Raw genomic sequence first — 23,031 nt, 5'->3', positions numbered from 1 at the left:
TGTGCCTTTGCTACCCGCGCGAGAGGACTGGCATCAAGGGTGAACGATTCCCACGAGCCGGGGCGTCAGAACAGCTCGGCCAGCCATGAAATCGCTCACGCGCTGTTGATGCATCCGCCGGGCCCCGCGCTCGACTTGCGTGGTTGCCGGCACTGGGACGGAGAGATCGAAGAGGAAGCGGACTGGCTTGCCGGCAACCTCCTGATTACCAATGAGGCGGCGTGGTCCATTGCCAGGAGCGGACTCAGTCCGGAGGGGGCAATGCTCCGCTTCGGAGTGAGCAGGAAGATGCTGACCTGGCGTATGAACAAGAGTGGCGCGAGTGCGCGCCGGGGTCGATCGGCCAGTTGAAGAGTCTTTGAACCAGCGTGAGTGAGGACGGCCAGCTGATGCAGGACGTCGGAGACGCCCACCGGATCCGTGCCGCAGACGTGCTGCGGGCGCGCTACCGTAGCCGCCTGCCGCGAGCGTTGGACGAACTCCGCGGGCCTTCTCACGGCGTCGTCGATCTGCCCCTCCATGTGGTGTGGTCCGGGGTCACGACTTTCTCCCTTGACCGGCCCAAATCGTGCATGAGTCTCTATCGGACCGTGCTTGCAGAGGGGCAGTGTCAAGATCTGGTCCGGTTCCTCAATAAGGAACTGTTGCTCGCCCAGTGGCCCGTACTGAGACGGATGGTGAGCCGACATCTTTGCCAGGTTTGGGAGGAGGCGTTCCCCGCCCTCGCGCAGGCAGCTGTGATCGCTGAGCGAGATCAACCGACTTGAGTGGTGCTCCTGCTGTGACCTCAGACGCCATCCGCTTACCGTTCGGCAGGCTTGATCAGTTGAACAGGGTTCCTTTTCGGGTGATCTCTCGGTTGTCGGGGCATAGCGGCAGGGCCTCTTGGTAGCTCGGGGTTGCGATCCCAACCGAGCAGTACCAGGAGGCCCTGTTGTCGCAGTCTGTCGCGCTTGCGTCCGTGGAGTCCAACGGGCCGTCTCCTGCGTGTGACTGTCTCGCGCACAGGTTCGGCAACGCGGCGGACGGGCTCGTCCGCGTGCGGTGTTACGGCTCCGACCTGACGGAGACGGAGTGGCAGGTCCTCCGGCCGCTGCTGCCGGTCCCCGCGTGGCTTCAGGGACGGGGCGGGCGGCCGGAGGGCTATTGCCACCGCGTGATGCTGGACGCAGTCCGCTATGTCGTCGACAACGGCGTCAAGTGGGTCAACCTGCCCTGTGACTTCCCGCCGTACCGGCGGGTGCACGCGTTCGCCCGCCGCTGGCAGGTTACGGGCTTGCTCGCCGAGCTCCACGACCGGCTGCGCGACAAGGTGCGCCAGAAGGAGGGCCGCGACGCCCGGCGGCTGCCATCGTGGACTCGCAGTCAGTGCGGGCAGCAGCGAACATCCCGGGCTCCACGACCGGCTGGGACGGCGGCAAAAGGGTGGGCGGCCGCAAACGACACCTGGTGGTGGACTGCCTCGGCCTGGTCCTGGCCGTCGCAGTGACCGCAGCGAGCGTGCAGAACCGGGACGCTGCAGTGCCTCTGCTCGAGCGGCTGCGCAGGCCCTACGACCGCACGCGGAGGCTCGGCCAGCACCTCGGCCACCGTCACACGAGCATCCGCAAGACGCTGAAGCGCGCGTTCCGCCTCGTCGAGTGCGGCCTGCACCCGCTCGGCCTCATCCCGCAACCACGCGACCTCTTCCCGGACCTTCTTCTCCCGGGCCTCCAGCAGACCGAGCACCGACGGCACCAGCCACCTCCACAAGCGAGACGAACGGACGAACCACGCCCATCCCTCCCGCAGCCAGCCGGAGTTCATGCCCACCCACCCCGAACCAAACGATCACGTTCGGAAAGCGGAAGGCGTGTCAGTCAGGCAGGCGTCGCTCACCTGCCGTCGAGTCGCTCACGTGCCAGAGCGGCGATGCGGGCGATTGCGGCGCCGAGGTGGCGTTGCTGTGCAGCGCTGAGTGGGTCGAACACCAGTTGCCTGACCTGCTCGACGTGAGCCGGGGTGCTGTCCTTGACCTTCTGCAGACCGGCGTCGGTCAGGGTCGCGAGGGTGTATCGGGCGTTGTTCGAGCAAGGGGCCCGGGTGGCCCACCCCTGCTGCTCGAAACGGACCATCAGCTTGGACAGCCGTGGTAGCGAGCTGTTGCACTGCGCGGCCAGGTCGCTGAGCCGCATCGTGTGCATCTCAGTCATGGCCAGCCGGGCCATCACGCTGTACTCGAAGTTCGAGATGCCCTCGTCTCGCTGCAACTGACGGTCCAGCAGTGCGGGCAGCGCCATGACCACAGTCAGCAGGTCCTCCCATAGCTTCTGCTGCTCGTCGTCGAGCCCATGGGGGGAGCCGGTCACTAGGGCACATCCTTTCGACGGCGGCTCATCCAACCCGGGCAGAACGAATTGCTCGCTGCCTGAGGTCGACACGGGGAGTGTCATACACGCAGCTTACTTGACTGGACAACACGGTATCCAGAGACGTCTTGGCTGCTCAGGAAGCAGGTAATGACCCGGCGGGGCTCTGTGGTGCCACACACCTTGACTTGCCCAGGCAAGTCAGACACACTCTTTCACAGTTGCCCAGGCAAGTCCGGCGGCGTCCGGCGTCTCGCCCTGAAGAGATCGATACCGATGGCCATGACGAACAACCCGATGCCCTTTCTCCGGCCGAGCCGGTCCGCCGGGGCCTACGACAAGCACCTTCGCCATTGACCGGATGTGCTGGGCGACTCGATCCGGTCGGTGCAGATGAGCTGATCGGCTCGCGCGCCGATCGATGGCATGGACGAGGTGGCGATCACCGGTCCGGAGATTCCCCCCGTTCGCCATGGATCCGACAACCACGAAGCCATAGGAGAGTGCCGTGAAGGCGATTCGCTATCACGAGTTCGGTAGCACCGACGTCCTGCGCCAGGAGGAGGTGGAGCGTCCGGTTCCCGGTGCCGGCCAGGTGCTGGTGAAGGTGGCAGCCACCTCGTTCAACCCCGCCGACGACCACACCCGGCTGGGTCTCATGGCTGAGATGATCCCCACCCCGCTGCCGATCACCCCCGGCCTCGACGTCGCCGGCACCGTTGCCGAGCTCGGCGACGGAGTCAGCGGACTGCAGGTCGGCGACCCGATCATCGCCATGCTCCCGCTGGAGGAGCACGGCGGGGCCGCCGAGTACGCGGTCGTGGCGGCCGACTTGGTGACCGCCGCTCCCCGCAGCATCACTCTGACCGACGCCGCATCACTACCCCTGGCAGGGCTGGCCGCTCGCCAAGCGGTAGTCGAGCTCGCCGGAATCAAGGCCGGCCAGACCGTTCTCGTCAACGGGGCAGGCGGTGCGGTGGGAAGTATCGCGGTCCAGCTCGCCGTCGCAGCCGGCGCCAAGGTGACCGCCGTCGCAGGCCCCCAGCACGCCGATCGCTTGAACGGTTACGGTGCGGAGAATGTCGTCGGTCCCCTGGACCTCGACGCAGGCCCGGCCGCCGTCGGTGGCTTCTTCGACGCGGTGGTGAACCACGTACGCCTGGCTCCCGAGGACGCCGCGAAGCTGACCGCCTACGTGGCCGACGGCGGCATCGTCGTCAGCTCAGCCGGCCCGGTGCCGGTCGACGAGGCACGCTCGGTGCGCACGGCGGGCGTGTTCACCCGCCCCGACGCCTCCCACCTGGCCGACCTCGTCTCCCGCGTCGACAACGGCGTCCTCAAGCTGCACATCGCCGACCGTCGACCGCTGGAGGAACTGCCGACCGTCCACGAGGATGAGAGCAACGGCAAGCTTCTCGGCAAGACGGTCATCGTCGTAGCCTGACGCCGCCGTGGTCGACGCCGGGCCGGACTCGCTGTTTTGGCACGGTGGGGTCGTCTCGCAAGAACGTGGACGCCACCCAGGCCCGCTAAAACCACGGGTGGTGTCCGGACCCGTCCACAAAGGCGCACCGGGTGTGGATGGTGAGACGCCATCCGCTTACCGTTCGGCAGGCTTGATCAGTTGAACAGGGTTCCTTTTCGGGTGATCTCTCGGTTGTCGGGGCATAGCGGCAGGGCCTCTTGGTAGCTCGGGGTTGCGATCCCAACCGAGCAGTACCAGGAGGCCCTGTTGTCGCAGCGTCGGCAACGGCGTCAAGTGGGTCAACCTGCCCTGTGACTTCCCGCCGTACCGGCGGGTGCACGCGTTCGCCCGCCGCTGGCAGGTTACGGGCTTGCTCGCCGAGCTCCACGACCGGCTGCGCGACAAGGTGCGCCAGAAGGAGGGCCGCGACGCCCGACGGCTGCCATCGTGGACTCGCAGTCAGTGCGGGCAGCAGCGAACATCCCGGGCTCCACGACCGGCTGGGACGGCGGCAAAAGGGTGGGCGGCCGCAAACGACACCTGGTGGTGGACTGCCTCGGCCTGGTCCTGGCCGTCGCAGTGACCGCAGCGAGCGTGCAGGACCGGGACGCTGCAGTACCTCTGCTCGAGCGGCTGCGCAGGCTCTACTTCTCCGTCCGGCTCGTCTGGGCGGACGGCGGCTATGCGGGGCGCCTGGTCGACTGGGCGGCCGAGAACCTCCACCTCATGCTCGAGATCGTCAAACGCTCTGACGAGACCACGGGGTTCGTGGCGCTGCCGCGCAGGTGGGTGGTGGAAAGAACGCTGAGCTGGCTGATGCGCTCGCGTCGCCTGGTGCGCGACTACGAGACGCTGCCCGCCATGCACGAGGCCATGGTGCTGTGGTCGATGACCATGCTCATGAGCGGCCGCCTGGCCGGGCGCCGGCCCGGTGCCTTCAGACGGCCGGCGTCCCGAGCGGGGTGAACACTCCCGGCCGCGTCTGGAGCGCCCAGCCTCGTTCCACCAGGCGTTTCGCCTTCGACCGAAGTCCCTCGACCTTCGCCGGGACCGCCTGAAGCCCCAGGGCCGCAGCCAGCTGCTGGCACCGCATGCCTTCCCGGCCCGCCTCCGACTCCAGCACGGAAATGATCCGCTGGTAGTCCGCAGGCAGGGCCGACGCCGTCATCCCCTCGGTCCGTCGCGGCACCGCGGCCCCCGCCACCGCGCTCCGCACCGGCTCCACGACCGCACGCGGAGGCTCGGCCAGCACCTCGGCCACCGTCACACGAGCATCCGCAACGCTGAAGCGCGCGTTCCGCCTCGTCGAGTGCGGCCTGCACCCGCTCGGCCTCATCCCGCAACCACGCGACCTCTTCCCGGACCTTCTTCTCCCGGGCCTCCAGCAGACCGAGCACCGACGGCACCAGCCACCTCCACAAGCGAGACGAACGGACGAACCACGCCCATCCCTCCCGCAGCCAGCCGGAGTCATGCCCACCCACCCCGAACCAAACGATCACGTTCGGAAAGCGGAAGGCGTCTCAGGTCGCCGTGGTCGGCGGTCAGCTGGTGCAGGGCGTTTGGGTGGTGTCCTCGTTGACGGAACACGGATGGAGCCCTTTCGGGCCCAGCTTCCACGACAGCTCTCCTGTGTCCAGTGCCGCTTGCCAGGTCGTGAGAACCCCTGCGATCACCAACTGCTCCAGTAGCGGGGGAAGGACGGCCGCAGGCACCCCGCACTCTCGCGCTACAAGGTCCATCTCGGCGACTCCATGATTGCTTCCGCGGGCGGTGCGGACGACGAAGGACAGGGCGGCAAGTCGTAGGAGTGGGGTCGAGGTACGAGCAGGGCAGGTGCCGCGCAATGCCCAGTCGGCGGCGCGCAGCCGGTCTGGCCGGGCCGGATACTGAGTGAGCAGACCCGCGTCGAGCATCTGGACGGCAACTGCGCGGTCCGGTGGAAGTGGACGAAGCAGCCCCGCTTCGATGAGCTCACGCCACGAATCCCTGGCGGGTTCGAGGCGAAGGCTGCGCACCACGCCGTGGGGCAACCTGACTTGAGCCGAGTTGTTCATGCGTAGTGCGCATTGAAGGGCGAGCATGCGGGCGCCAGCCCTTGTCTCCTCGGGCAGCACCGTGGCGAGATAGTTGAGCATCTCGCGCACCCGCGTCTGGCTGTCTGGCCCTCTCGGGCGTCGCCTGCGTCGAGCGCGCGTCTGCCCGGAAGGTGTGGCTGCGGCCAGGGTTGTTTCGGGGACGACGGCGGCCTGGGACGTGGCCGCCGCGCACGCTGTGCAGGCGTCGGAGAGACGCCAGCGGCGTCCGCCTCGTTCTCGGACGAGGAGGAGTCGGATCGGGCCGTTGCACCCGCGGTGGCGGGGATGCTGTCGACAACCCCGTTCGTGGCACTGGCAGGTCCGCAGATGCGCGGGGAGAGGATCTTGACGTGCATGCGCGGCCAGGTGGGCCAAGAGCTCGGTTCGAGCGGCGGTGCCGACGAGCGGCCGCCCGCCGTGCGTGCACTGATGGCACACGAGTACGGGTCCGCCGGGCTGGGGGCGCAGTTCGACCGTCCAGGTGCGCCGGACTCCCGGGCGTACGGAGCAGAGCCTCATGGCGCGCGTCTTCCTCCCGTCGTTCATTGCGCCGGCCCTCTGCCGGACTGGAGTCGGGCGCACACGCTAGTGCAGACCTCTGCCCTTCGCTGCGCCCCTGACGGGCGGAAATAGGGCAGAGGTCTGCACTGACAGGGCAGGTGTCTGCACCTTCCGATGGGTGGGTGACGATCTTCCCGCCCGACCCGGACTTCGAGGCTCTGCGTCTGGAGCTGGCCCGGCTGCGTGCGGTGCGGGGATGGACCTACGACGAGCTTGCCGCCCGCAGTGGCCTGGCCAGAAGGACCCTCATTGAGATCGAGCAGGGTCGCACGATCGGCACCCTCAAGTCATGGCACGCCCTCGCCCACGCCCTGGGCACCCCGCTCGATCAACTCTTCGGCGCCCTCTGCCGCGGGCATGAACCCCCGCAGTCGATGAACGGCTGACGAGCCGCCCGGGCGTGTCGAGTAATCAGCCGATCGAGCAGATCGTTGCGAACGTCTGAGCGTTAAGTCGAACGCGCGTTGCCCTAGATAGGGCTGATCGGTGGACGTCCACGGCCCGGACGTCGCTCTACGGCGTGTGGGCTGGCACCTTCGCGCCCATGCACCCCTCACCTGTACCCCGGCGCTGGGACAGCAGGCCGGTCCCGGCCCACCCGCGACGCTCGCTGTGTGTCGATCCCGACAGCCCGAGCAGACTTCTGCGCTGTGCCCAGCGTGACCGCTGCCGTGAATGCGGCAATCCAGTCGAGTGGTATCAGCGAGTCCGGGACCGTCCCGTCCGCCTGCATCCGCAGGAGTTGCCCGCGGCGGCGGTACCCGCCGACCACCGTTGGCACGTCAGTTCCGGCCTTGCGTACCCCTCCGGAGACGGCAGCGCCTGGTGTCGACTGACCCACGCCAGCGTCTGCCCGGCCCGTGACGCCGGTGCCGCCGCGGTGCCCGAGCTGGCGAGTCTCCGTCGGAGGTTGGCCGTGAACACGCGTCGCCTGGCGGACGCCGGAAGTTTCACCCCAGCGGTACCGGCGGGCCCTGCGGGCCGACAGCCGGATGACCTTTGCCGGCCCGCCAGACCCACCGTCCAGATCCTGTACGTCCGCTACCTCGCCGCACGCCCCCTGGACGAGATCCAGTGCGTGGCTCAGACCCGACGACGTGACCGATGCACCTTCACGTTGCTCGCTTCCGGCGACGCTGCGGGTGTCTGGAGACTCGTTCCCGCAACCGCCACGCAGGGGCAACTGGCTCTGCCTGCTGAGGTGATGGCCGTGTACGGCCTGAGTTCCCTGCCATACGGCGAACAGCTCCGCTGGCGAACGCAACGCTGCCCCCAGCACGCAGCCACTCCAACAGCCGCGGATTTGGCGTTGACGGACTGGGAACCCTTCGACCCGCTCGTCCACCTCGCGTACGTACACCGGCGACTTCCCACCCACAGCCGTCGACCCCATCCTGGCAGCGGGACGCAGAAGGCGGTCCGGCGATGAGAAGACCGCACGCGGTAGAAATCATCCTGACCAGGCCGGTCACCGGAGCAGAACTGCACAGAGCCTGCCGCAGGGTGCCGCTGGCGGCCAACATGGACCGCACCCGCCTGATGGCCGTGCACCGAGCCAAGTCTCCGGGACGCGCGCTGCGGTCCCTGCGCCACGAACTCGATCGGCTCCTGCCCATCGACGTCTTGATGACCCACTACCCCGACGCGGCAGGCCATGTCCTTCTCAATATCGCGTTCACCCGCGCCATGTGCTCCGCGATCAGCCGTGCCGCGACAGCTCGGGGTCAGAAGCCCGCAGGCTTCCTCTCCCGGACCATCGTCAATGCAGTTGAACGGGACGAGCGGGCTCGCACCCGGCACCTGACCGCGCAGCTCCAGGACCTCCTCGTCCAACACACCCCTGAAGCTGTACTCGCCTGTGCGGCACGCGTCCTGCTGGACGACCAGAGTCCACGGTCGGGATCCTGGCGCGACGCGGACGACCAGTGCCGAAGCGCCGCGCACACGAGAAACTGACCCTTCTGCACCACGGAGCCCCTGTTGCACACGCCCACCGATGAACAGGCCCACGCCGTCGACACTTTCCGGGACGGTCACCACATGGCGCTGCAGGCCGGTGCCGGCACCGGTAAGACCAGCACACTGGGTCTGCTGGCCGCGAGTACTCGACGCCGAGGCCGCTATCTCGCTTTCAATAAGGACATTGCCGATGATGCCGCCGCCCGGTTCCCGCGCTCCGTGCAGTGCAGGACCGCACATGCTACGGCCTTCGCCGCCCTTGGCCACCGGTTCGCTCGCCGGCTCAGCAGCCCGCGCCAGTCGGCCTGGCGGGTCGGGCACGCCCTCGGTGTCGGAGCCCCCTTGCGCATTGGTGATCACGAGATCAGCCACCGGACCCTCTCCCACACCGTCCTGCGTACGGTTACTCGCTTCTGCCAGTCCGCGGACAACACCCCGGCTCCCCACCACGTGCCGACACTGCGAAGGCTGAGTGCACCGAGCGAGCGGGACCAACTTGCGGAAGCTGTCCTGCCGTTCGTCGGAAAGGCGTGGAAGGATCTACAGAACCCCGACGACGGAGTGGTCCGCTTCGAGCACGACCACTACCTGAAGATGTGGGCCCTGACCGAGCCGAGAATCGAGGCCGATTTCCTTCTCCTCGACGAGGCCCAGGACACCAACCCTGTTCTGGAGCAGGTCTTCGCCGCGCAACGCGGACACGCCCAGCTGGTCATGGTCGGTGACTCCGCCCAAGCCATCTACGGGTGGCGAGGCGCCCGGGATGTAATGACGGGCTTCGACGCCACTCACCTCACCTTGACCCGCTCCTTCCGCTTCGGTCCGCTCCTGGCCGAACAGGCCAACAGATGGCTCGCGCTCACCGACGCGCCCATCAGGCTGACCGGCACCGACACCATTCCAACGAAGGTCGGCTTGGTCATCTGTCCGGACGCGGTGCTGTGCCGCACCAACATCGGCGCCATGACCGAAGTCATGAGGCAGTTGGAAAGCGGCCGGCGGGTGGCTCTGGCCCGGGGTGGGCAGACACTTCTTGCGCTGGCGCGCGCCGCCCGGGATCTCAAGGAGGGCCAGCGCACATCCCACCCCGAACTGGTTCTCTTCGCTTCATGGGGGGAGCTGCAGGAGTACGCGGAATACGATCCCGCCGGTCGCGATCTCCAGCCGTTCGTGGAGCTCGTCGACACCCACGGGCCCGAAGCCATTATTGCTGCTGTCGACGCGCTGACCGGTGAAGACAAAGCCGAGGTCACGATCTCCACCGCTCACAAGGCAAAAGGCCGGGAGTGGCTCAAGGTCAGGATCGCTGACGATTTTCCCCCGCCGCCGGACAGCGACCAATTGGACGACAGCGGCCACCCGATCCCGGAACCTGTGAGCGACACTGACGCCCGTCTCGCCTACGTCGCCGTCACTCGCGCCCGGACCCAACTTGACCTCGGAGGGCTTGCATGGATCGAGAACCAACCAGCCCCTGTCGACGGCGCCTGACGCGTATTGCAGGCCTGTCGAAAACCAGGCTGTGCCGCCTCGCCGCGAGATCTACGAGGAAGGTGCAGCTGCGATGACCAGTTCGCCCATGGCGGCCACGGCACCAGTCACGGGGATCTTCCACTCCAGATGGTCCGGCCACAGCATGACACCCAGCGCGCCCTCCAGATCCACCATGGTGAGCATGTCCGGCCAAACCGTCCCGTTGAGAACGTTCGCGATCACCTGACGATTGACTCCGCTCCTGCGCGACACCGCGTTCGAGCTCATCTGCTGATCCGTCATGGCCTCGGCGAGCCTGCGCGCGATGGCCTGAGCGACGAGGGCGTCGCGGTGCGGCTGCATCAGGGCATGCGGCCAGCCACCGCTGACCACTTGGTCTCTCGGCTTTTGCGCACGTCTCCTTCCTCCGGGCACCCGACAAGTGGCTGAGGCACCCTCCCAATGCGCGCCACCCCCACCACGCGGCTGATGTAGCGCCCCTTGGGCCGGCTATTCGTACGGCTGATTCGTCGGCACCTGCTTGCGGAGACGGCTTGGAATGTGGGTTCGGGACAGGTCAGCCAAGCGGCAACAGCACGCACGTCAACGGTCGTACGGTTGACGCACGCCCAGCAGGAAGACGGCATGCGCGCCTCTGCGACCCGGTGTGGTGCGCAGAGGCGCGGCACTCAGGCCGACGGGTAGCTGCTGACAAGCTGGCCCATGCTCATGAGGGCCCGGTTCAGGGTGCCGGAGTCGGCGATCACGGTCTGGCCTGTCATCACCTTGTTGTGCCGGGATGCGAGGAGTGCGTAGAAGGGCCCGTACTCCTCCGGGGTGGGCAGGTGCTGAAGGGGCGTGGACCATTCGAACGCCGCGCGGAAGGCGTCCGCGGGAATGTCCGACTGCTTGGACTCGTGCAGGTCGAGAGCGCCGGGTCCGCGGAGCTGACTGCCCGCGATGCCCGAAGGGGCGACGGCGTTGACCCGTACCCGCGGGGCGAACTCGAACGAGAGCTGGTTCACCAGGCTGCGCACCGCCCCCTTGCTGGCCGTGTAGGCCGCACCGCCGCCGTCGGCTGCGAACGCCGCCTGGGACGCGGTGAGCACGATCGCCCCTTCCTCGGCCTGCAGCAGGTCGTGCATGATCCGCGCGGTCAGGGCGTAGCCCTTGACGTTGATGGAGAAGACCTCGTCGAACAGTTCACCGACGCGCTCGACGGGGATGTCGGTCAGCCGGACGTTGCCGTCGAAGATGCCCTGCGCGCCGATGAGGGAGGTGAGCCGGCCGTAGCGGTCCTCGATCTGAGACCGGCAGGCACGAAGATCGTCGACGTCGCGTACGTCGCCGTGCACGACGAGGACGTCGTCGCCGAACTCCTTCTTCAGCCCGAGTACCTTGGCCTGGTCGTACTCGAGGATCGCGAGCTGCGCGCCCTGTTCGAGACAGTGGCGGGCAACCCCGAGACCGAGCCCCGAGCCGCCGCCGGTGATGAGAACGACGTGGTCGTCAAGCAGCTTCATGGGTGGTGCGTTCCTTCCGGTTGGCGCACGACACGGTGGTGTCGAGGGCGGGATTGTTCGTGTGGGCGAGCGCGAGTGCCTCGTCCCAGGTGCCGCCGCGGGCGAGCAGCTTGCGGTAGTCGCGCAGCGAGCGGACGCGCCCGCAGGCGAACGCGGCGTGGAGCTCGCCGGCGTGGCCGAACAGGACGAGAAACTCGCCCGCGTCGAGTGAACCCTCGACGACGAGGCTGCGGTCGCCCGCGCGGCGGCGGCCGTAGCACTGGAACCGCATGCCGTACTGGTCGGTCCAGAAGTACGGCACTCCCTGGTAGGGCGTGGTCTCGCCGCGGGCGATGTTCAAGCCGATGTGCCGGCCCTGCTCGACCGCATGGGTCCAGTGCTCCACACGTACGCGCTGGCCCAGCAGCGGGTGGTGGAACGCGGCCACGTCACCGGCGGCCCACACGCCGGGTACGTTGGTCCGGCCGGCGGCGTCGGTGACGATCCCGCCGGTCACCTCGATCCCGGAGCCCGCCAGCCAGTCGACGGCGGGTTCGGCGCCGATACCCGTCAGCACGAACGGGGTCCGGTGCACACTTCCGTCCGTGAGCCGGACCTCGTACGCCCCGGGTTGTCCCGTGACCGACGCCACCGCGACGGCACTGCGGAAGCGGACCCCGCGTGCGGTGTGCAGGTCGCGGAGATGGGTGGCCAGGTCGGGCCCCAGTACGGGCTCCAGCGGCAGCGGGAGCGCGTCGAGGACCGTGACCGTCACGCCCCGCGCGACGAGAGCGGCCGCGACCTCCAGTCCGATGAAGCCGGAGCCGATCAGGGTCATCTCGCCGTATCGCGCCGCGGCCTCGCGCAGCACCCGCAGGTCCTCGGGGGTGCGCAGGGCCGGCAGTACCTCGCCCGCGAGGCTCCTCATCTCGCGGGGGCGGCTGCCGCAGGCGATGACCACAGCGTCCCAGGGAAGCGCCTCGCCGTAGGTGGTCACCACATAGCGGCGGTCGACGTCGAGCCCCGCCGCGGTGTGCCCGAGACGCAGGTCGAGGCGGCTGGCCTCGATGCGTTCGGGAGAGCGGAGTTCGAGGAGTTGCGGGTCCTCCTCGGCGACAAGCAGAGCCTTCGACATCGTGGGCCGGTCGTACGGCTGGTGCAGCTCGGCGCCGAGGACGGTGATGGAGCCGGTGAACCCGGCCTCCCGAAGGCCGTCGGCGGCGCTGAGGCCGGCGGCGGAGGCTCCCACCACGACGACCCGCTCCAAGCCGCCGGTCACGGCTTGGGTCCCGAGGTGAGCGCGATGGCCTGTGCGGGGCAGACGCGGGCGGCCTCTTCGAGGTCCTCCCGCTCGTCGGCGTCGACGGTGTCGCGCAGGAGAACCGCTGTCGGGCTGCCGGGCGGGGTGTCGAAGACGTCGGGCATGACGCTGACGCAGATGCCGTAGGACTTGCAGCGGGTGCCGTCGAGGGAGACGGAGAGGCTGTCGCTCACAGGAAGACTCCAAGGTTCGGAGTGGCCAGCGCCGTTTCGGTCAGCACGATTTCGCGGGACAGCAGGCGTGGGCCCGACGGTGTGAGGCGGAGCTGGTCGTAGCGCCTGCACGGGATGAGATCGAAGTGCGGGTCGATGCCGCGCTGGCGGTAGACCAGCAGGGCGCTCGACACCTTGATGACGTCGGGGCGGTCGGTCTCCTCGACCTCGACGCTGCCCACGATGCGCAAGGTGCGGGACGGAGGTACCTCCGAGTACGCGTGGTCGGTGTTGAGCCGGTCCAGGCGCGTGCGTACGTGGGCCTTGGTGTCCCGGACGCGGAAGGCGTTGCGGTCGATCTCCTTGGAACGCGGTTCCGCTGCCTGCCGGATGGGCACGGTGTAGAGAAGCTCGTCGTCAAGGAGTCCGTACCACTCCTCCTCGCGGCCCTCGTCGAGCAGCCGGGCCTCCAGCGCCAGGAACTGGGTGGCCAAGGCCTGGAGTTCGGGGTTGGCGCTCACGGGCGGGACGACGCGGGGTGTGTCGGTCGTGGTCATGCTGACGCAGCTCCCTCGGTGCCGGCGCCGGTGTTCCCGCGCATCACCTTCAGCCAGTGGCGGTAGAAGTGGAGCTGCGCGTGCTCGCCGTAGCCGGTGTTGCGCTTACGGCCCGGGCCTGTCCACGAGGGGTCGTGCGACTGGTCGACCTGACTGTTGTTGCCCTGCTGGAAGTGGAACTCCATGCCGGCCTTGCGCATCCACGGACTTCGGGCGGCGCGCGGTGCGCCTTCCCAGGCGACGGTGTCGTCCTGCTCGAAGATGCCTGCCGAGCCGAAGGTGAACTGGCCGTTGAGATAGGAGTCGCGGGCCTCGTCCTCCGACATGAAGTCCCAGACGAACTGCCAGTTCCACAGTTCGATCTCGCCGGGGCCGATCGGCTGCCACTGCCGGAAGCTGGTGATCACCGACAGGGGACCGCCCGGCACGGACGGGGTGTTCAGCCGGATGAAGCTGAGGTTGGGGAAGATCGTTCCGACCGTCGGCGGCTCGTGGTTGACCACGTGGAGCTGTGCCTCGTCCAGACCCGACAGGTCGAAGTGCCGGGTGATCTCCGGCGCGTAGCCCCAGAGCACGTAGCCGGGATGGACCGCCTTGGTCCAGGCATGGCCGGCGAAGGCGTGGCCGTTCTCGAATTCGTAGACGCGCGCGATCTCGCACGTCATCTGCAGCCCCTGGGAGACCGCGACCTCTTCCGTGCTCCAGTGCAGCGTGTCGACGTGGTAACCGTCGCCGGCGAAGTTCTCGGCGGCCGTCTTCCAGTCGGCGTGCAGCCGGTAGCGCTCCGGAGGCCCGGCGACCCGCATGCCGCCGGGTGCCAGCCCGACGATCAGGTCGAGCATCCACCCTGCCCCGCCCAGGTACTCGTCCAGCGACGGTCCGTCCGGGTCCAGCGAGGCGAAGACGAAGCCCTGCCGGGTGGCCACCCGGGGCGCGTGTATCAGGCCCCATGCCTTGGGGTCGAGACGCTCGCCGTAGGCGTCGTGCAGGTGCGGGGTGCCGACCAGGTCTCCGTTGTTGCTGTAGGTCCACCCGTGGTAAGGACATTTGAAGAAACGGGAGTTGCCGGCATCGGTCTGGCACACCTGGGTGCCCCGGTGACGGCAGTAGTTCGACAGCACGTTGATGCCGCCCTTGCCGTCGCGCGTGACGATCACCGGATCGAGGCCGATTCTGCGCTGCACGAAGTCACCCGCCTTGGGGATCTCGCTCTCGTGCGCGACGAACACCCAGCACTTGGTGAATATCCGCTCGATTTCGGCGCGGAAAACCGCCTCGTCGTTGAAGATTTCCACCGGGACGAGATCGTTCTTCAGCGAGGCCTCGACGCGGTCCAGGATGGTAGCGGCATCGGCCGTTTCTGGAGAGATGGCAGTCATGGGGCTCCCTTGCCTCAGTCGTGCTCAGCAGGGGCGATCAGCGGAATTCCGTGGCCCTGCCTGCGGCTCGAGACGTCAGGCTATGGCTGCCATCACATGGTGAAAAGCAATTCCCGTCGATGCGACAGCATTGATCCAATCGATGGAACGCGGCCAGGCTCCTCTTGACCGGTCCTGTCTCAGCCGGCTGCCGGGGCGGGTGGCGTGTCCCGGATGTAGGCATTTGCGAAATGATGCATGCGCTGTCGCAGCCAGGCATGGGCCGGATCGTCGTCCATGCGTCTCGTCCAGACCATCGTTTCGGTGCCCGGCTGCAGCTCCATGGGAGGCTCGAGCAGCCGCAGGCCTGTCGCCGGGGCGATGCGGCGCCCGAGCGTTTCGGGGATCAAGGTGATGAGCCGGGTACCGCGGATCAGGAACGGGGCGAGTTCGAAACTCGTGGTGACCTCGACGTGGCGCGGGATGCCGAGCAGGTCGAGATTCAGTTCGGCCAGGGAGGGGCGCCGGTCGGGGCTCGTCGCGAGGTACGGCAGCTCGCTGAACTGCTCGACCGAGATGCTCTCGCCCACATCGGGGTGCTCCTGGTCGACCGCGAGCACGTAGCGGTCGGTGTACGCGGCCTCACTGCACAGGTCAGGGCCGCTGGGCACCAGCTCGCGCGGAACGATGACGAGGTCGATCTGGTGGCGGATCAGCTGTTCCGCGTACTCCTCCGCGAAGGGCTGGATGCGCAACCGCACGTTCGGAGCCTCGGTCGGCAGGTGCACCAGCAGCGGATGCAGTACGGCGACGGCCGCGTAGCTGCTCGCCATCACCGAGTACGTCCTGTGGTCGGTCGCGGGATCGAAGCGGTCGCGCTGTGACAGCAGCGACTTGATGTCGGTCAGCGTCTTCTGCACGGGCTGCACCAGCGACTCGGCAACCGGTGTGGCAACCATGGTCCGGCCCTGCCTGACGAGGATCGGGTCGTTCAGGAGCTTGCGGAGCCGAGCCAGCGTGGAGCTCATGGCCGACTGTCCGACGGACAGACGGGCCGCCGCCGCGGTCACGCTTCGTTCCGCCATCAGGGCGTCGAAGGCGACGAGCAAATTCAGATCCACCCGGTTGAGATCCAGGGGCGCATTGGTGGTGGGCATCGACCGGAATTCCTGTCTGTGCTGAAGGCATGCCGAAAGAAGTCGGCTGCCGCGGCTCGACGGTCGACTCCGACCACGGATTGATGTCATCAATCCGAACGCATCACTATCGATTGTTTGTATCGAGGAGTGCGTCTGTCTAGCGTCTTGCAGCGGGAAAGCGACGCGAACGATCTGTTCGGCGTCACTGAAGAGCAGGAGTCGACGATGACCGCAGCCTTCCGTCCGATCACCCATCTCAGGCATGTGGGTATCGGTGTGCCCGACTACGGCAAGGCTCTGGAGTTCTACAAGAACCTCTGGGGACTGCAACCGGTGGCCGACGACAGCGGTGTGACCTTCTTCGCCACTCCCGCGGACCCGGAGCAGTACGTCCTTCGCATCCGGCAGGACCAGGAGAAGCGACTGGACCTCATCGCCTTCGGTGTGAACTCTCCCGAAGAAGTCGACGAGTTGGCCTGTCGGCTGGCGGTCGGCGGGATCACGCTCGACCGGGAGCCCGGCAAGCTGGACACCCCGGGCGGCGGATACGGCGTCCGGTTCTTCGACCCCGACGGCCGACTCGTCGAGGTGTCCGCCGGGGTCGCGCAGAAGCCCTTCCGGGAGCTCGAGGAACGCGAATCCGTCCCCAAGAAGCTCAGCCACGTGGTGATCAACTCCACCGATGTGGCCGCGACCAAGGCGTTCTACGAGACGTACCTCGGCTTCCGCCTCTCGGACTGGCTCGGCGACCTGATGTGCTTCATGCGCAGCGGAACCCAGCATCACATCCTCGCCATCTCCCGAGCACCGCGCGTCTCGCTGAATCACATCTCCTTCGAGATGCGCGGCATCGACGAGTACATGCGCGGGTCCGGGCGTCTGATGCGCGCCGGTCACAGCCCGCTGTGGGGCCCAGGCCGGCACGGCCCGGGAGACAACACCTTCACCTACTTCCTCGACCCGAACGAGAACGTCGTCGAGTACACGACGGAGCTGGAGACGATCGAGGACGACGAGGCGTGGGAGCCCCGCGTCTTCGACAGCACCTCTCCTCAGTCGCAGGACCAGTGGGGGACCGGCGGGTCGATGACCGAAACCATGCTGCCGGTGCTGCTCAAGCAGACGGACGGCGGTCTGTGGACCCCCTCGCCGATCTGATCCCTCCCCCTCCTCCTGATCCCTCCTCCGCAAAGGCCACTGAAGTGACTCTTTTCCTCGATGACGCGGCGGTACAGGCGGCCTTCGACTGGGAGCTGGCAACCTCGGCGGTGCGCGAGGCATACGCGACGAGCGTGGACGGAGCACGCTATCCGGCCCGCGGCATGGCCCGCGGAGACCACGGCTGGCTGCGCACTCTCACCGGCGTACCGGCCGGACGCGAGCTGATGGGAGCGAAGATCATCGCGGCCGCGATGCCGACGCGCCGCGCCTCCTACCTCATCCCCCTGTTCGACCAGCGGACGGCCGAGCTGGTGGCCCTGCTCGACGGCCACTCCATCACCGGTTACCGGACGGCGGCCACCTCGGCCGTCGCGGCTGACCTGCTGTCGCTGCCCGGCGCCCTGACCGTCGCCGTGATCGGCTCCGGTTTCGAAGCGCGGAACCATGTGCGCGCCCTCGCCGTCGTACGCGACCTCAAGGACGTACGGGTGTACAGCCCACGACCGGAGAGCCGAGCCCGTTTCGTCGCCGAACTGTCCGACCTGCCGATCACGCAGGCGGCCGGCGCCGAGGAGGCCGTTGCGGGCGCCACGCTGGTGGTCTGCGCCGCCCGGTCCCGCGACGAGACCCCGACTCTGCTCGGGAGGTGGCTCCGACCAGGCATGACCGTCGTGTCCATCGGATCCACCCTGCCCGAGCAGCGTGAGGTGGACCCTGATGTGATCGCCCGTGCCGACGTGATCGTGGCGGACATGGTCGAGGAGGTGCTCGACGACACCGGTGACCTGATCGCCGCGCGGGCCGCCGGTCTCGACGTGGCGGGCGAGATCTGCTCGCTGGCCGACCTCGTCGGCGAGCGCGTCCCCGGGCGCACCCGCGCCGATCAGATCGCGCTGTACAAGTCGGTCGGCTCAGCGGTCCAGGACCTGGCGGTCGCCGGCATGTGCGCGCGCAACGCCGAGCGGCTGGGACTCGGCACCCGGATGCCGGCCACCATTCATCCCGTGCAGAAGTGAGAGAGCCGCCATGACCATGGAGACGACCGTTCCACTCGGTCTGTCCGACCCCACGCTGCTGCGCACGGCCGCCTACGTCGAGGGCAAGTGGCTGGAAGCCGGCGACGGCGGTCGGCTCACCGTCCGCAACCCGTCGACCGGTGACCTCATCGCGGACCTGCCGGCACTCGGCAGAGCGCAGACCGCCCAGGCCGTCGACGCCGCTCATCGTGCTCTGCCCGAGTGGCGGGCGCGGTCGGGCAAACAGCGCGCACAGGTGCTGCGGCGCTGGTTCGACCTTGTCACCGAGCACACGGAGGACCTGGCCCGGCTGATCGTCCTGGAGGAGGGCAAGCCACTCGCCGAGGCCTGCGGGGAAGTTGCTTATGCCGCCTCCTTCATCGAGTGGTTCGCCGAGGAGGCCAAACGGATCCGCGGCGACGTGTTCGCGGCACCGGAAGGTTCGCGCAGGGTGCTGGTGCTCAAGGAGCCGGTCGGGGTGTGCGTGGCCATCACCCCGTGGAACTTCCCCGCCGCGATGATCACCCGTAAGGCCGCTCCGGCACTGGCCGCGGGCTGCACGATGGTCGTCAAGCCCGCCGAGCAGACGCCCTTGACGGCGTTGGCCCTCGCCGAGCTTGCCGAGCGGGCCGGTGTACCGGCCGGGGTGCTCAACGTGGTGATCGGCGACCCGCGCGAGATCGGGCCCGAGCTGACCGGCAATCCGCTGGTCCGCAAGGTCAGCTTCACCGGCTCCACCGAGGTCGGCAGGCTGCTCCTGGCCCAGTCCGCCCAGACGGTGAAGAAGACCTCGATGGAACTGGGCGGCAACGCGCCGGTGCTCGTCTTCGACGACGCCGACATCGAGACCGCCGTCGCCGGTGTCGTCGCCACCAAGTACCGCAACACCGGCCAGGCCTGCATCAGCGCCAACCGTGTCTACGTGCAGGCGGGAATCCACGACCGCTTCGCGGAGGCGTTGACCCGCAGGGTCGAGGACCTTGTCGTCGGAGACGGCTTCGACGACGGCGTGCAGCAGGGACCGCTCATCGACGAGGCAGCGGTGGCGAAGGTCGAGGAACATCTCGCCGACGCCACGAGGCGGGGTGCCAGGATCCTGTGCGGCGGTTCGCGGCACCGGCGTGGAGGGCTCTTCTTCCAGCCCACCGTGCTGGCGGACGTGGCCCCCGGCATGCTCGTCACCCGCGAGGAGACCTTCGGCCCGCTCACCCCGCTCATCCGCTTCACCGACGAAGCCGAGGCCGTCCGCATGGCCAACGACACCGACTACGGTCTGGCCGCCTACCTCTTCACCCGCGACGCCGAGCGGACCTGGCGCGTCTCGGCCGCCCTGGAAGCGGGGATGGTGGGCATCAACACCGGCCTGATCTCCAACGAGGTCGCCCCCTTCGGCGGCGTCAAGCAGTCGGGGCTGGGGCGGGAGGGCTCCGTCTACGGCATCGACGAGTACCTGGAGATGAAGTACCTGGCCTGGGAAGGCGCCGGCGCGCCCTGAGCCGACTGCCGCGCCGGACACCGCACGAACGAGTCGCGCCGAGACCAACCCGCCCAGCGCTGAGTCACCGCCCCCATCACCCACGCACCGAGGCAAGGACGACCATGCCTGCATACACCCGCACAGAGGCCCGGGACTGGGCCCGCGAAAAGCTCGTCGGAGCCGTCAACTGCACGATCCCGTCGTTCACCGCCGACCTTCGCGGCATCAACGAGCAGGGCATCAGGCACGACATCCGGCTCGCCGAGCAGCACGGATTCCTCGGCACCCTGGGCGTCTCCGAGGTCAGCATCACCCTGCCCGAATACCTCGACTTCCTGCGCATCGTCCGCGATGAGGCAGGCGACGACTTCGTCGTGGTCCACCACGGCAGTTGGAGCACCCTGGAGCAGAACATCGAGGCGGTGCGCGGCGCCGAAGAGGCCGGTGCCGACCTGGTGCTCCTGTCCTACCCGCCGAACTTCTACCCGGAGTCGGAACAGGAGGTCTACGACTACACCAAGGCCGTCTGCGACGCCACGAACCTCGCGGTCATCCTGTTCCCGATGTACCTGTGGGGGTTCAGTCCCCGGGTGCACCCCTCGGACATCCCGACGCGGCTCATCCGCCGGCTCATCGACGACTGCCCCAACATCGCGGTCATCAAGGCCGAGGGCGGCTTCCCCAGCATTCAGAGCGCCATCGAGTGCCACCGGCTTTTCGGCGACGAGGTCGTCATCTCGGTGCCCATCGAGGGCGAGCTCATCCCGCTGGCCCAGGTCATGCCTGTTCAGCTGTCCGCCACGAGCGACCACGAATACTTCGGGCCCATGATCCCGCGTGTCATGCAGCTGCTGCGCGAGGGCAAGTACGACGACGCCACCGACATCTACTGGCAGCTGCATCCGGCCCGCAAGATCAAGGGCGGCCTCGCTCCCGTGCTGCACGGCGGTGCGTTCATCAACCGGCAGGCATGGAAGTTCCAGGGGTGGCTGCAGGGCTACAACGGCGGACCGCTGCGCCAGCCCACCCAGCGCATCCACGACGCCCAGATGCACGCTTTGCGCAAGGGACTCCTCGACGCCGGACTCGAGCCCAGCATGGACCCGTTCCGTGAGTTCTTCATCGGAAGGAACCCGGCGTGACCCCCAACGAACTGGACCGTGCCAACCCCGCCGGCGCGATCGCCGATGCCGCCAAGCGCTGCTCCAACTGGGGGCGTTGGGGACAGGACGACGTACTGGGCACCCTCAACTTCCTCGACGAGGGCAAACGGCGCGAGGGCGCGGCCCTGATCCGGCGCGGGGTCTCCTTCTCGCTCGCCCAGCGCTTCGACACGAACGGTCCGCAGAACGGCTGGCGCCGCAGGACCAATCCCGTGCACACCATGCTCTCCTCGGGCCTGGACGCCGAGTTCGGTCCGCCGGAGTTCCCGCACGGCCTGGGCGGTGCCGACGACGTGGTGTTCATGCCGTTGCAGGCGTCGACGCAGTGGGACGGCCTCGGCCACGTCTTCGACCACGGCATGGCCTACAACGGACGACGCGCCTCCGCGGTGGTGACCAGCGAAGGCGATCAGCTCACGGGTATCGAGACTGTGGCCGACCGGATAGCAGGCCGAGGAGTGCTGCTCGACGTCGGCCGAGCGATCGGCACCGACGGAGAACTGCCGGACGGCTTCGCCATCACCGCCGAGCACCTCGAAGCCACGATCGCGGCACAAGGCGAATCCTCCCGAGTGGGCCGGGGCGATCTGCTGCTGGTCCGTACGGGACAGCTGGCGCGGACGCGTCGCGACGGCTGGGGCGACTACGCGGGCGGGCCGGCACCCGGCCTCTCGTTCACCACCGCCGACTGGCTGCACACCCGCGAGATCGCCGGTATCGCCACTGACACCTGGGGCTTCGAGGTCCGGCCCAACGAATTCGACCAGGCCTTCCAGCCGCTGCACCAAGTGGCCATCCCGCACATGGGTCTCTTCATCGGCGAGATATGGGATCTCGACGCCCTCGCGGCCGACTGCGCTGCCGACGCAATCTACGACTTCTTCCTCACCGCCGCCCCCCTCCCCGTCACCGGTGCCGTCGGAGCCCCGGTCAACCCCATCGCCATCAAGTAGAGCCCCCGGAAAGGACACACACCATGCGCTTCGCCACCTGGGAAAGCGCCGGCCGCTGCGCCGCCGGGGTCGTCGGCGAGCACGGGCTGCACGCCTTCCCCGGTACGACGACGGTCCTGGACCTCGTACGGGCCGGACTGCCGGCCGCCCTTGAGGCCGGTGCCGCCGCCCTCGACAACTCCTCCCCGATACCGATCGATTCCGTACGGCTGTTGCCGCCGCTGGAACCGCCGACCGTGCGGGACTTTGCGGCATTCGAGGAGCACGTCGAGGGTGTTGTGCGGTCGGTCAGCGGAGGCGGCGTGGTCGTACCGGAGTGGTACGAGGCGCCGGCCTTCTACTTCACCAACCCCTATGCCTTGATCGGCGCGCACGACGAGGTCCCGGTCCCGCCGGGCTCACACGTGCTGGACTTCGAACTCGAAGTGGCGACCGTCATCGGCAAGGACGGCGCCTCACTCACCCCCGAAGAGGCACGGGACCACGTGTTCGGCTATACCGTCCTCAACGACTGGTCCGCGCGGGACCTGCAAGGCCGCGAGATGAAGGTGGGCCTCGGGCCCGCCAAGGGAAAGGACTTCGCCACCACCCTGGGACCGTGGCTGGTGACCGCCGACGAGCTGGACACCTACCGCGACGACGAGGGGTTCCTGCAGCTGGACATGCGGGTGTCGGTCAACGGCACCGAGGTCGGCCAGGATCTGCTGAGCAACATGAGCTGGACGTTCGAGGAGCTCATCTCGTACGCGTCCCGCGGCACCTGGGTGAAGGCCGGTGACGTCCTCGGCTCCGGGACCTGCGGCAACGGCGGCTGCCTCGGTGAGTTGTGGGGCCGCAGCGGGACGCGAACACCGCCTCCGCTCGAACCCGGAGACATCGTGGAAATGACAGTCGAGGGCATCGGTTCGATCCGCAACCGAGTCGTACCGGGCGAGCGGCCCACGCCGATCACCGCTGCACGCCGACGGCCGCGCCTGCGCAAGCGGACAGCCTCCGACAGGACCTGAATCAGGTCCAGGAAGGCCAGAACGACATGCGGGCGGCCGGCGACCTGGACCTCCTGAAGCTGCTTGGTCAACTTCTCGGCGAGGGCGTCCAGTTCACTCAGAGGAGCGTGATCCACTGCCGCTCCGGCATCCCGGACCCTCCCGCGATCTCGTGGCGTGCCGACCCGCCGACGGATCGTAGGCGGGGGTCGGTCACGGGCGCAGCCGAGCCCGGCAGACCGTCGGAACCGGACCTGCCCGATGATCTACGGCATAGACATCGGCCGCCGACCGGCACGAGTCCCCGTATCGTCGCTCACACCAGACCCGTGACCTGCGATTTCACGATGCACACCACTCAG

24 protein-coding genes and 2 pseudogenes are annotated in these 23,031 nt (G+C 68.1%); 16 read left to right on the top strand and 10 right to left on the bottom strand.

Annotated elements, in window-relative coordinates:
• Positions 1-39: 39 nt before the first annotated feature.
• The 4 genes and pseudogenes from ABT186_RS11385 to ABT186_RS11375 form a co-directional block, all read left to right on the top strand.
• A complete protein-coding gene (locus ABT186_RS11385) occupies positions 40-351 on the top strand; it encodes an ImmA/IrrE family metallo-endopeptidase (protein ID WP_351924691.1) in 312 nt (103 codons plus the stop codon).
• Positions 352-389: 38 nt separating this feature from the next.
• The gene (locus ABT186_RS47925) at positions 390-767 is read left to right on the top strand and encodes a hypothetical protein (RefSeq protein WP_502973180.1); all 378 of its coding nucleotides are present in this window, start codon (positions 390-392) and stop codon (positions 765-767) included.
• 194 nt (positions 768-961) lie between these two features.
• Positions 962-1,234, top strand: a pseudogene (locus ABT186_RS11380) (transposase); the annotation flags it as partial.
• Between the two features lie 119 nt (positions 1,235-1,353).
• Positions 1,354-1,500 (top strand): annotated as a pseudogene (locus tag ABT186_RS11375) (transposase); the annotation flags it as partial.
• A gap of 374 nt (positions 1,501-1,874) precedes the next feature.
• Here ABT186_RS11375 and ABT186_RS11370 read toward each other — a convergent pair.
• Positions 1,875-2,348 (bottom strand): MarR family winged helix-turn-helix transcriptional regulator, encoded by a 474-nt coding sequence (locus ABT186_RS11370; protein WP_351924689.1) that lies wholly within the window; start codon positions 2,346-2,348, stop codon positions 1,875-1,877.
• A 508-nt stretch (positions 2,349-2,856) separates the two neighbouring features.
• Between ABT186_RS11370 and ABT186_RS11365 the strand changes: the two genes are divergently transcribed.
• Positions 2,857-3,792 (top strand): NADP-dependent oxidoreductase, encoded by a 936-nt coding sequence (locus ABT186_RS11365; protein ID WP_351924687.1) that lies wholly within the window; start codon positions 2,857-2,859, stop codon positions 3,790-3,792.
• A gap of 468 nt (positions 3,793-4,260) precedes the next feature.
• A complete protein-coding gene (locus tag ABT186_RS11360) occupies positions 4,261-4,779 on the top strand; it encodes an IS5 family transposase (protein ID WP_351924685.1) in 519 nt (172 codons plus the stop codon).
• Here ABT186_RS11360 and ABT186_RS11355 read toward each other — a convergent pair.
• The gene (locus ABT186_RS11355; RefSeq protein WP_351924683.1) at positions 4,751-5,080 is read right to left on the bottom strand and encodes a hypothetical protein; all 330 of its coding nucleotides are present in this window, start codon (positions 5,078-5,080) and stop codon (positions 4,751-4,753) included. The genes ABT186_RS11360 and ABT186_RS11355 overlap by 29 nt on opposite strands.
• 277 nt (positions 5,081-5,357) lie before the next feature.
• Entirely contained in the window at positions 5,358-5,951 is a 594-nt protein-coding gene (locus tag ABT186_RS11350) for a hypothetical protein (RefSeq protein WP_351924681.1), read from the bottom strand.
• A 623-nt stretch (positions 5,952-6,574) separates the two neighbouring features.
• On the opposite strand from ABT186_RS11350, the gene ABT186_RS11345 reads away from it, so the two are divergent.
• The 4 genes from ABT186_RS11345 (at position 6,575) to ABT186_RS11330 (ending at position 9,902) form a co-directional block, all read left to right on the top strand.
• Positions 6,575-6,838 carry a helix-turn-helix transcriptional regulator gene (locus ABT186_RS11345; RefSeq protein WP_310770139.1) on the top strand — a complete coding sequence of 88 codons (264 nt, stop codon included), beginning with the start codon at positions 6,575-6,577 and terminating at the stop codon, positions 6,836-6,838.
• Between the two features lie 158 nt (positions 6,839-6,996).
• Positions 6,997-7,881, top strand: a complete 885-nt coding sequence (locus ABT186_RS11340; RefSeq protein WP_351924679.1) for a DUF6083 domain-containing protein — start codon at positions 6,997-6,999, stop codon at positions 7,879-7,881.
• On the top strand, positions 7,878-8,408 hold the full coding sequence (locus ABT186_RS11335; RefSeq protein WP_351924677.1) for a hypothetical protein: 531 nt from the start codon (positions 7,878-7,880) through the stop codon (positions 8,406-8,408). The genes ABT186_RS11340 and ABT186_RS11335 overlap by 4 nt, the downstream gene beginning before the upstream one ends.
• Before the next feature lie 24 nt (positions 8,409-8,432).
• A complete protein-coding gene (locus ABT186_RS11330) occupies positions 8,433-9,902 on the top strand; it encodes a UvrD-helicase domain-containing protein (RefSeq protein ID WP_351924675.1) in 1,470 nt (489 codons plus the stop codon).
• A 51-nt stretch (positions 9,903-9,953) separates the two neighbouring features.
• Here ABT186_RS11330 and ABT186_RS11325 read toward each other — a convergent pair whose 3' ends face one another.
• From ABT186_RS11325 to ABT186_RS11295, 7 genes are all read right to left on the bottom strand, one after another.
• Positions 9,954-10,247, bottom strand: a complete 294-nt coding sequence (locus ABT186_RS11325; protein WP_351924673.1) for a helix-turn-helix domain-containing protein — start codon at positions 10,245-10,247, stop codon at positions 9,954-9,956.
• 326 nt (positions 10,248-10,573) lie between these two features.
• Positions 10,574-11,407 (bottom strand): SDR family oxidoreductase, encoded by an 834-nt coding sequence (locus ABT186_RS11320; protein ID WP_351924671.1) that lies wholly within the window; start codon positions 11,405-11,407, stop codon positions 10,574-10,576.
• Positions 11,394-12,665 (bottom strand): NAD(P)/FAD-dependent oxidoreductase, encoded by a 1,272-nt coding sequence (locus tag ABT186_RS11315; protein ID WP_351924670.1) that lies wholly within the window; start codon positions 12,663-12,665, stop codon positions 11,394-11,396. The genes ABT186_RS11320 and ABT186_RS11315 overlap by 14 nt, the downstream gene beginning before the upstream one ends.
• Positions 12,662-12,880, bottom strand: coding sequence for a ferredoxin (locus ABT186_RS11310; protein WP_351924669.1), 219 nt, complete (start codon positions 12,878-12,880; stop codon positions 12,662-12,664). Before ABT186_RS11310 ends, ABT186_RS11315 begins: the two co-directional genes overlap by 4 nt.
• The gene (locus tag ABT186_RS11305) at positions 12,877-13,416 is read right to left on the bottom strand and encodes an aromatic-ring-hydroxylating dioxygenase subunit beta (RefSeq protein ID WP_351924668.1); all 540 of its coding nucleotides are present in this window, start codon (positions 13,414-13,416) and stop codon (positions 12,877-12,879) included. Before ABT186_RS11305 ends, ABT186_RS11310 begins: the two co-directional genes overlap by 4 nt.
• On the bottom strand, positions 13,413-14,795 hold the full coding sequence (locus ABT186_RS11300) for an aromatic ring-hydroxylating oxygenase subunit alpha (RefSeq protein ID WP_351924667.1): 1,383 nt from the start codon (positions 14,793-14,795) through the stop codon (positions 13,413-13,415). The genes ABT186_RS11305 and ABT186_RS11300 overlap by 4 nt, the downstream gene beginning before the upstream one ends.
• Before the next feature lie 179 nt (positions 14,796-14,974).
• Positions 14,975-15,931: a LysR family transcriptional regulator gene (locus ABT186_RS11295; RefSeq protein ID WP_351924665.1), complete on the bottom strand. Its 957-nt coding sequence runs from the start codon at positions 15,929-15,931 to the stop codon at positions 14,975-14,977.
• Positions 15,932-16,138: 207 nt separating this feature from the next.
• Between ABT186_RS11295 and ABT186_RS11290 the strand changes: the two genes are divergently transcribed.
• From ABT186_RS11290 to ABT186_RS11265, 6 genes are all read left to right on the top strand, one after another.
• On the top strand, positions 16,139-17,071 hold the full coding sequence (locus ABT186_RS11290; protein WP_351924663.1) for a VOC family protein: 933 nt from the start codon (positions 16,139-16,141) through the stop codon (positions 17,069-17,071).
• Positions 17,072-17,115: 44 nt separating this feature from the next.
• Entirely contained in the window at positions 17,116-18,090 is a 975-nt protein-coding gene (locus ABT186_RS11285) for an ornithine cyclodeaminase family protein (RefSeq protein WP_351924661.1), read from the top strand.
• A gap of 16 nt (positions 18,091-18,106) precedes the next feature.
• Positions 18,107-19,585: an NAD-dependent succinate-semialdehyde dehydrogenase gene (locus tag ABT186_RS11280; protein ID WP_351924723.1), complete on the top strand. Its 1,479-nt coding sequence runs from the start codon at positions 18,107-18,109 to the stop codon at positions 19,583-19,585.
• 104 nt (positions 19,586-19,689) lie between these two features.
• Positions 19,690-20,709, top strand: a complete 1,020-nt coding sequence (locus tag ABT186_RS11275; protein WP_351924659.1) for a dihydrodipicolinate synthase family protein — start codon at positions 19,690-19,692, stop codon at positions 20,707-20,709.
• A complete protein-coding gene (locus ABT186_RS11270) occupies positions 20,706-21,683 on the top strand; it encodes a cyclase family protein (protein ID WP_351924657.1) in 978 nt (325 codons plus the stop codon). Before ABT186_RS11275 ends, ABT186_RS11270 begins: the two co-directional genes overlap by 4 nt.
• Before the next feature lie 23 nt (positions 21,684-21,706).
• A complete protein-coding gene (locus ABT186_RS11265) occupies positions 21,707-22,690 on the top strand; it encodes a fumarylacetoacetate hydrolase family protein (protein WP_351924655.1) in 984 nt (327 codons plus the stop codon).
• Positions 22,691-23,031 lie beyond the last annotated feature (341 nt).

Origin of the sequence: Streptomyces sp. NPDC001634, assembly GCF_040298185.1 — a bacterium.
GTDB lineage: Bacteria > Actinomycetota > Actinomycetes > Streptomycetales > Streptomycetaceae > Streptomyces.
This window is presented reverse-complemented; position numbering and strand designations above follow the sequence as displayed.

What these genes read in the sequence shown, in the direction of transcription:
- ABT186_RS47925 (WP_502973180.1), top strand. Translation starts at nt 390, where the DNA reads ATGCAGGACGTCGGAGACGCCCACCGGATCCGTGCCGCAGACGTGCTG.
- ABT186_RS11350 (WP_351924681.1), bottom strand. Translation starts at nt 5,951, where the DNA reads ATGCTCAACTATCTCGCCACGGTGCTGCCCGAGGAGACAAGGGCTGGC.
- ABT186_RS11340 (WP_351924679.1), top strand. Translation starts at nt 6,997, where the DNA reads ATGCACCCCTCACCTGTACCCCGGCGCTGGGACAGCAGGCCGGTCCCG.
- ABT186_RS11335 (WP_351924677.1), top strand. Translation starts at nt 7,878, where the DNA reads ATGAGAAGACCGCACGCGGTAGAAATCATCCTGACCAGGCCGGTCACC.
- ABT186_RS11325 (WP_351924673.1), bottom strand. Translation starts at nt 10,247, where the DNA reads ATGCAGCCGCACCGCGACGCCCTCGTCGCTCAGGCCATCGCGCGCAGG.
- ABT186_RS11320 (WP_351924671.1), bottom strand. Translation starts at nt 11,407, where the DNA reads ATGAAGCTGCTTGACGACCACGTCGTTCTCATCACCGGCGGCGGCTCG.
- ABT186_RS11305 (WP_351924668.1), bottom strand. Translation starts at nt 13,416, where the DNA reads ATGACCACGACCGACACACCCCGCGTCGTCCCGCCCGTGAGCGCCAAC.
- ABT186_RS11300 (WP_351924667.1), bottom strand. Translation starts at nt 14,795, where the DNA reads ATGACTGCCATCTCTCCAGAAACGGCCGATGCCGCTACCATCCTGGAC.
- ABT186_RS11295 (WP_351924665.1), bottom strand. Translation starts at nt 15,931, where the DNA reads ATGCCCACCACCAATGCGCCCCTGGATCTCAACCGGGTGGATCTGAAT.
- ABT186_RS11290 (WP_351924663.1), top strand. Translation starts at nt 16,139, where the DNA reads ATGACCGCAGCCTTCCGTCCGATCACCCATCTCAGGCATGTGGGTATC.
- ABT186_RS11280 (WP_351924723.1), top strand. Translation starts at nt 18,107, where the DNA reads ATGGAGACGACCGTTCCACTCGGTCTGTCCGACCCCACGCTGCTGCGC.
- ABT186_RS11275 (WP_351924659.1), top strand. Translation starts at nt 19,690, where the DNA reads ATGCCTGCATACACCCGCACAGAGGCCCGGGACTGGGCCCGCGAAAAG.
- ABT186_RS11265 (WP_351924655.1), top strand. Translation starts at nt 21,707, where the DNA reads ATGCGCTTCGCCACCTGGGAAAGCGCCGGCCGCTGCGCCGCCGGGGTC.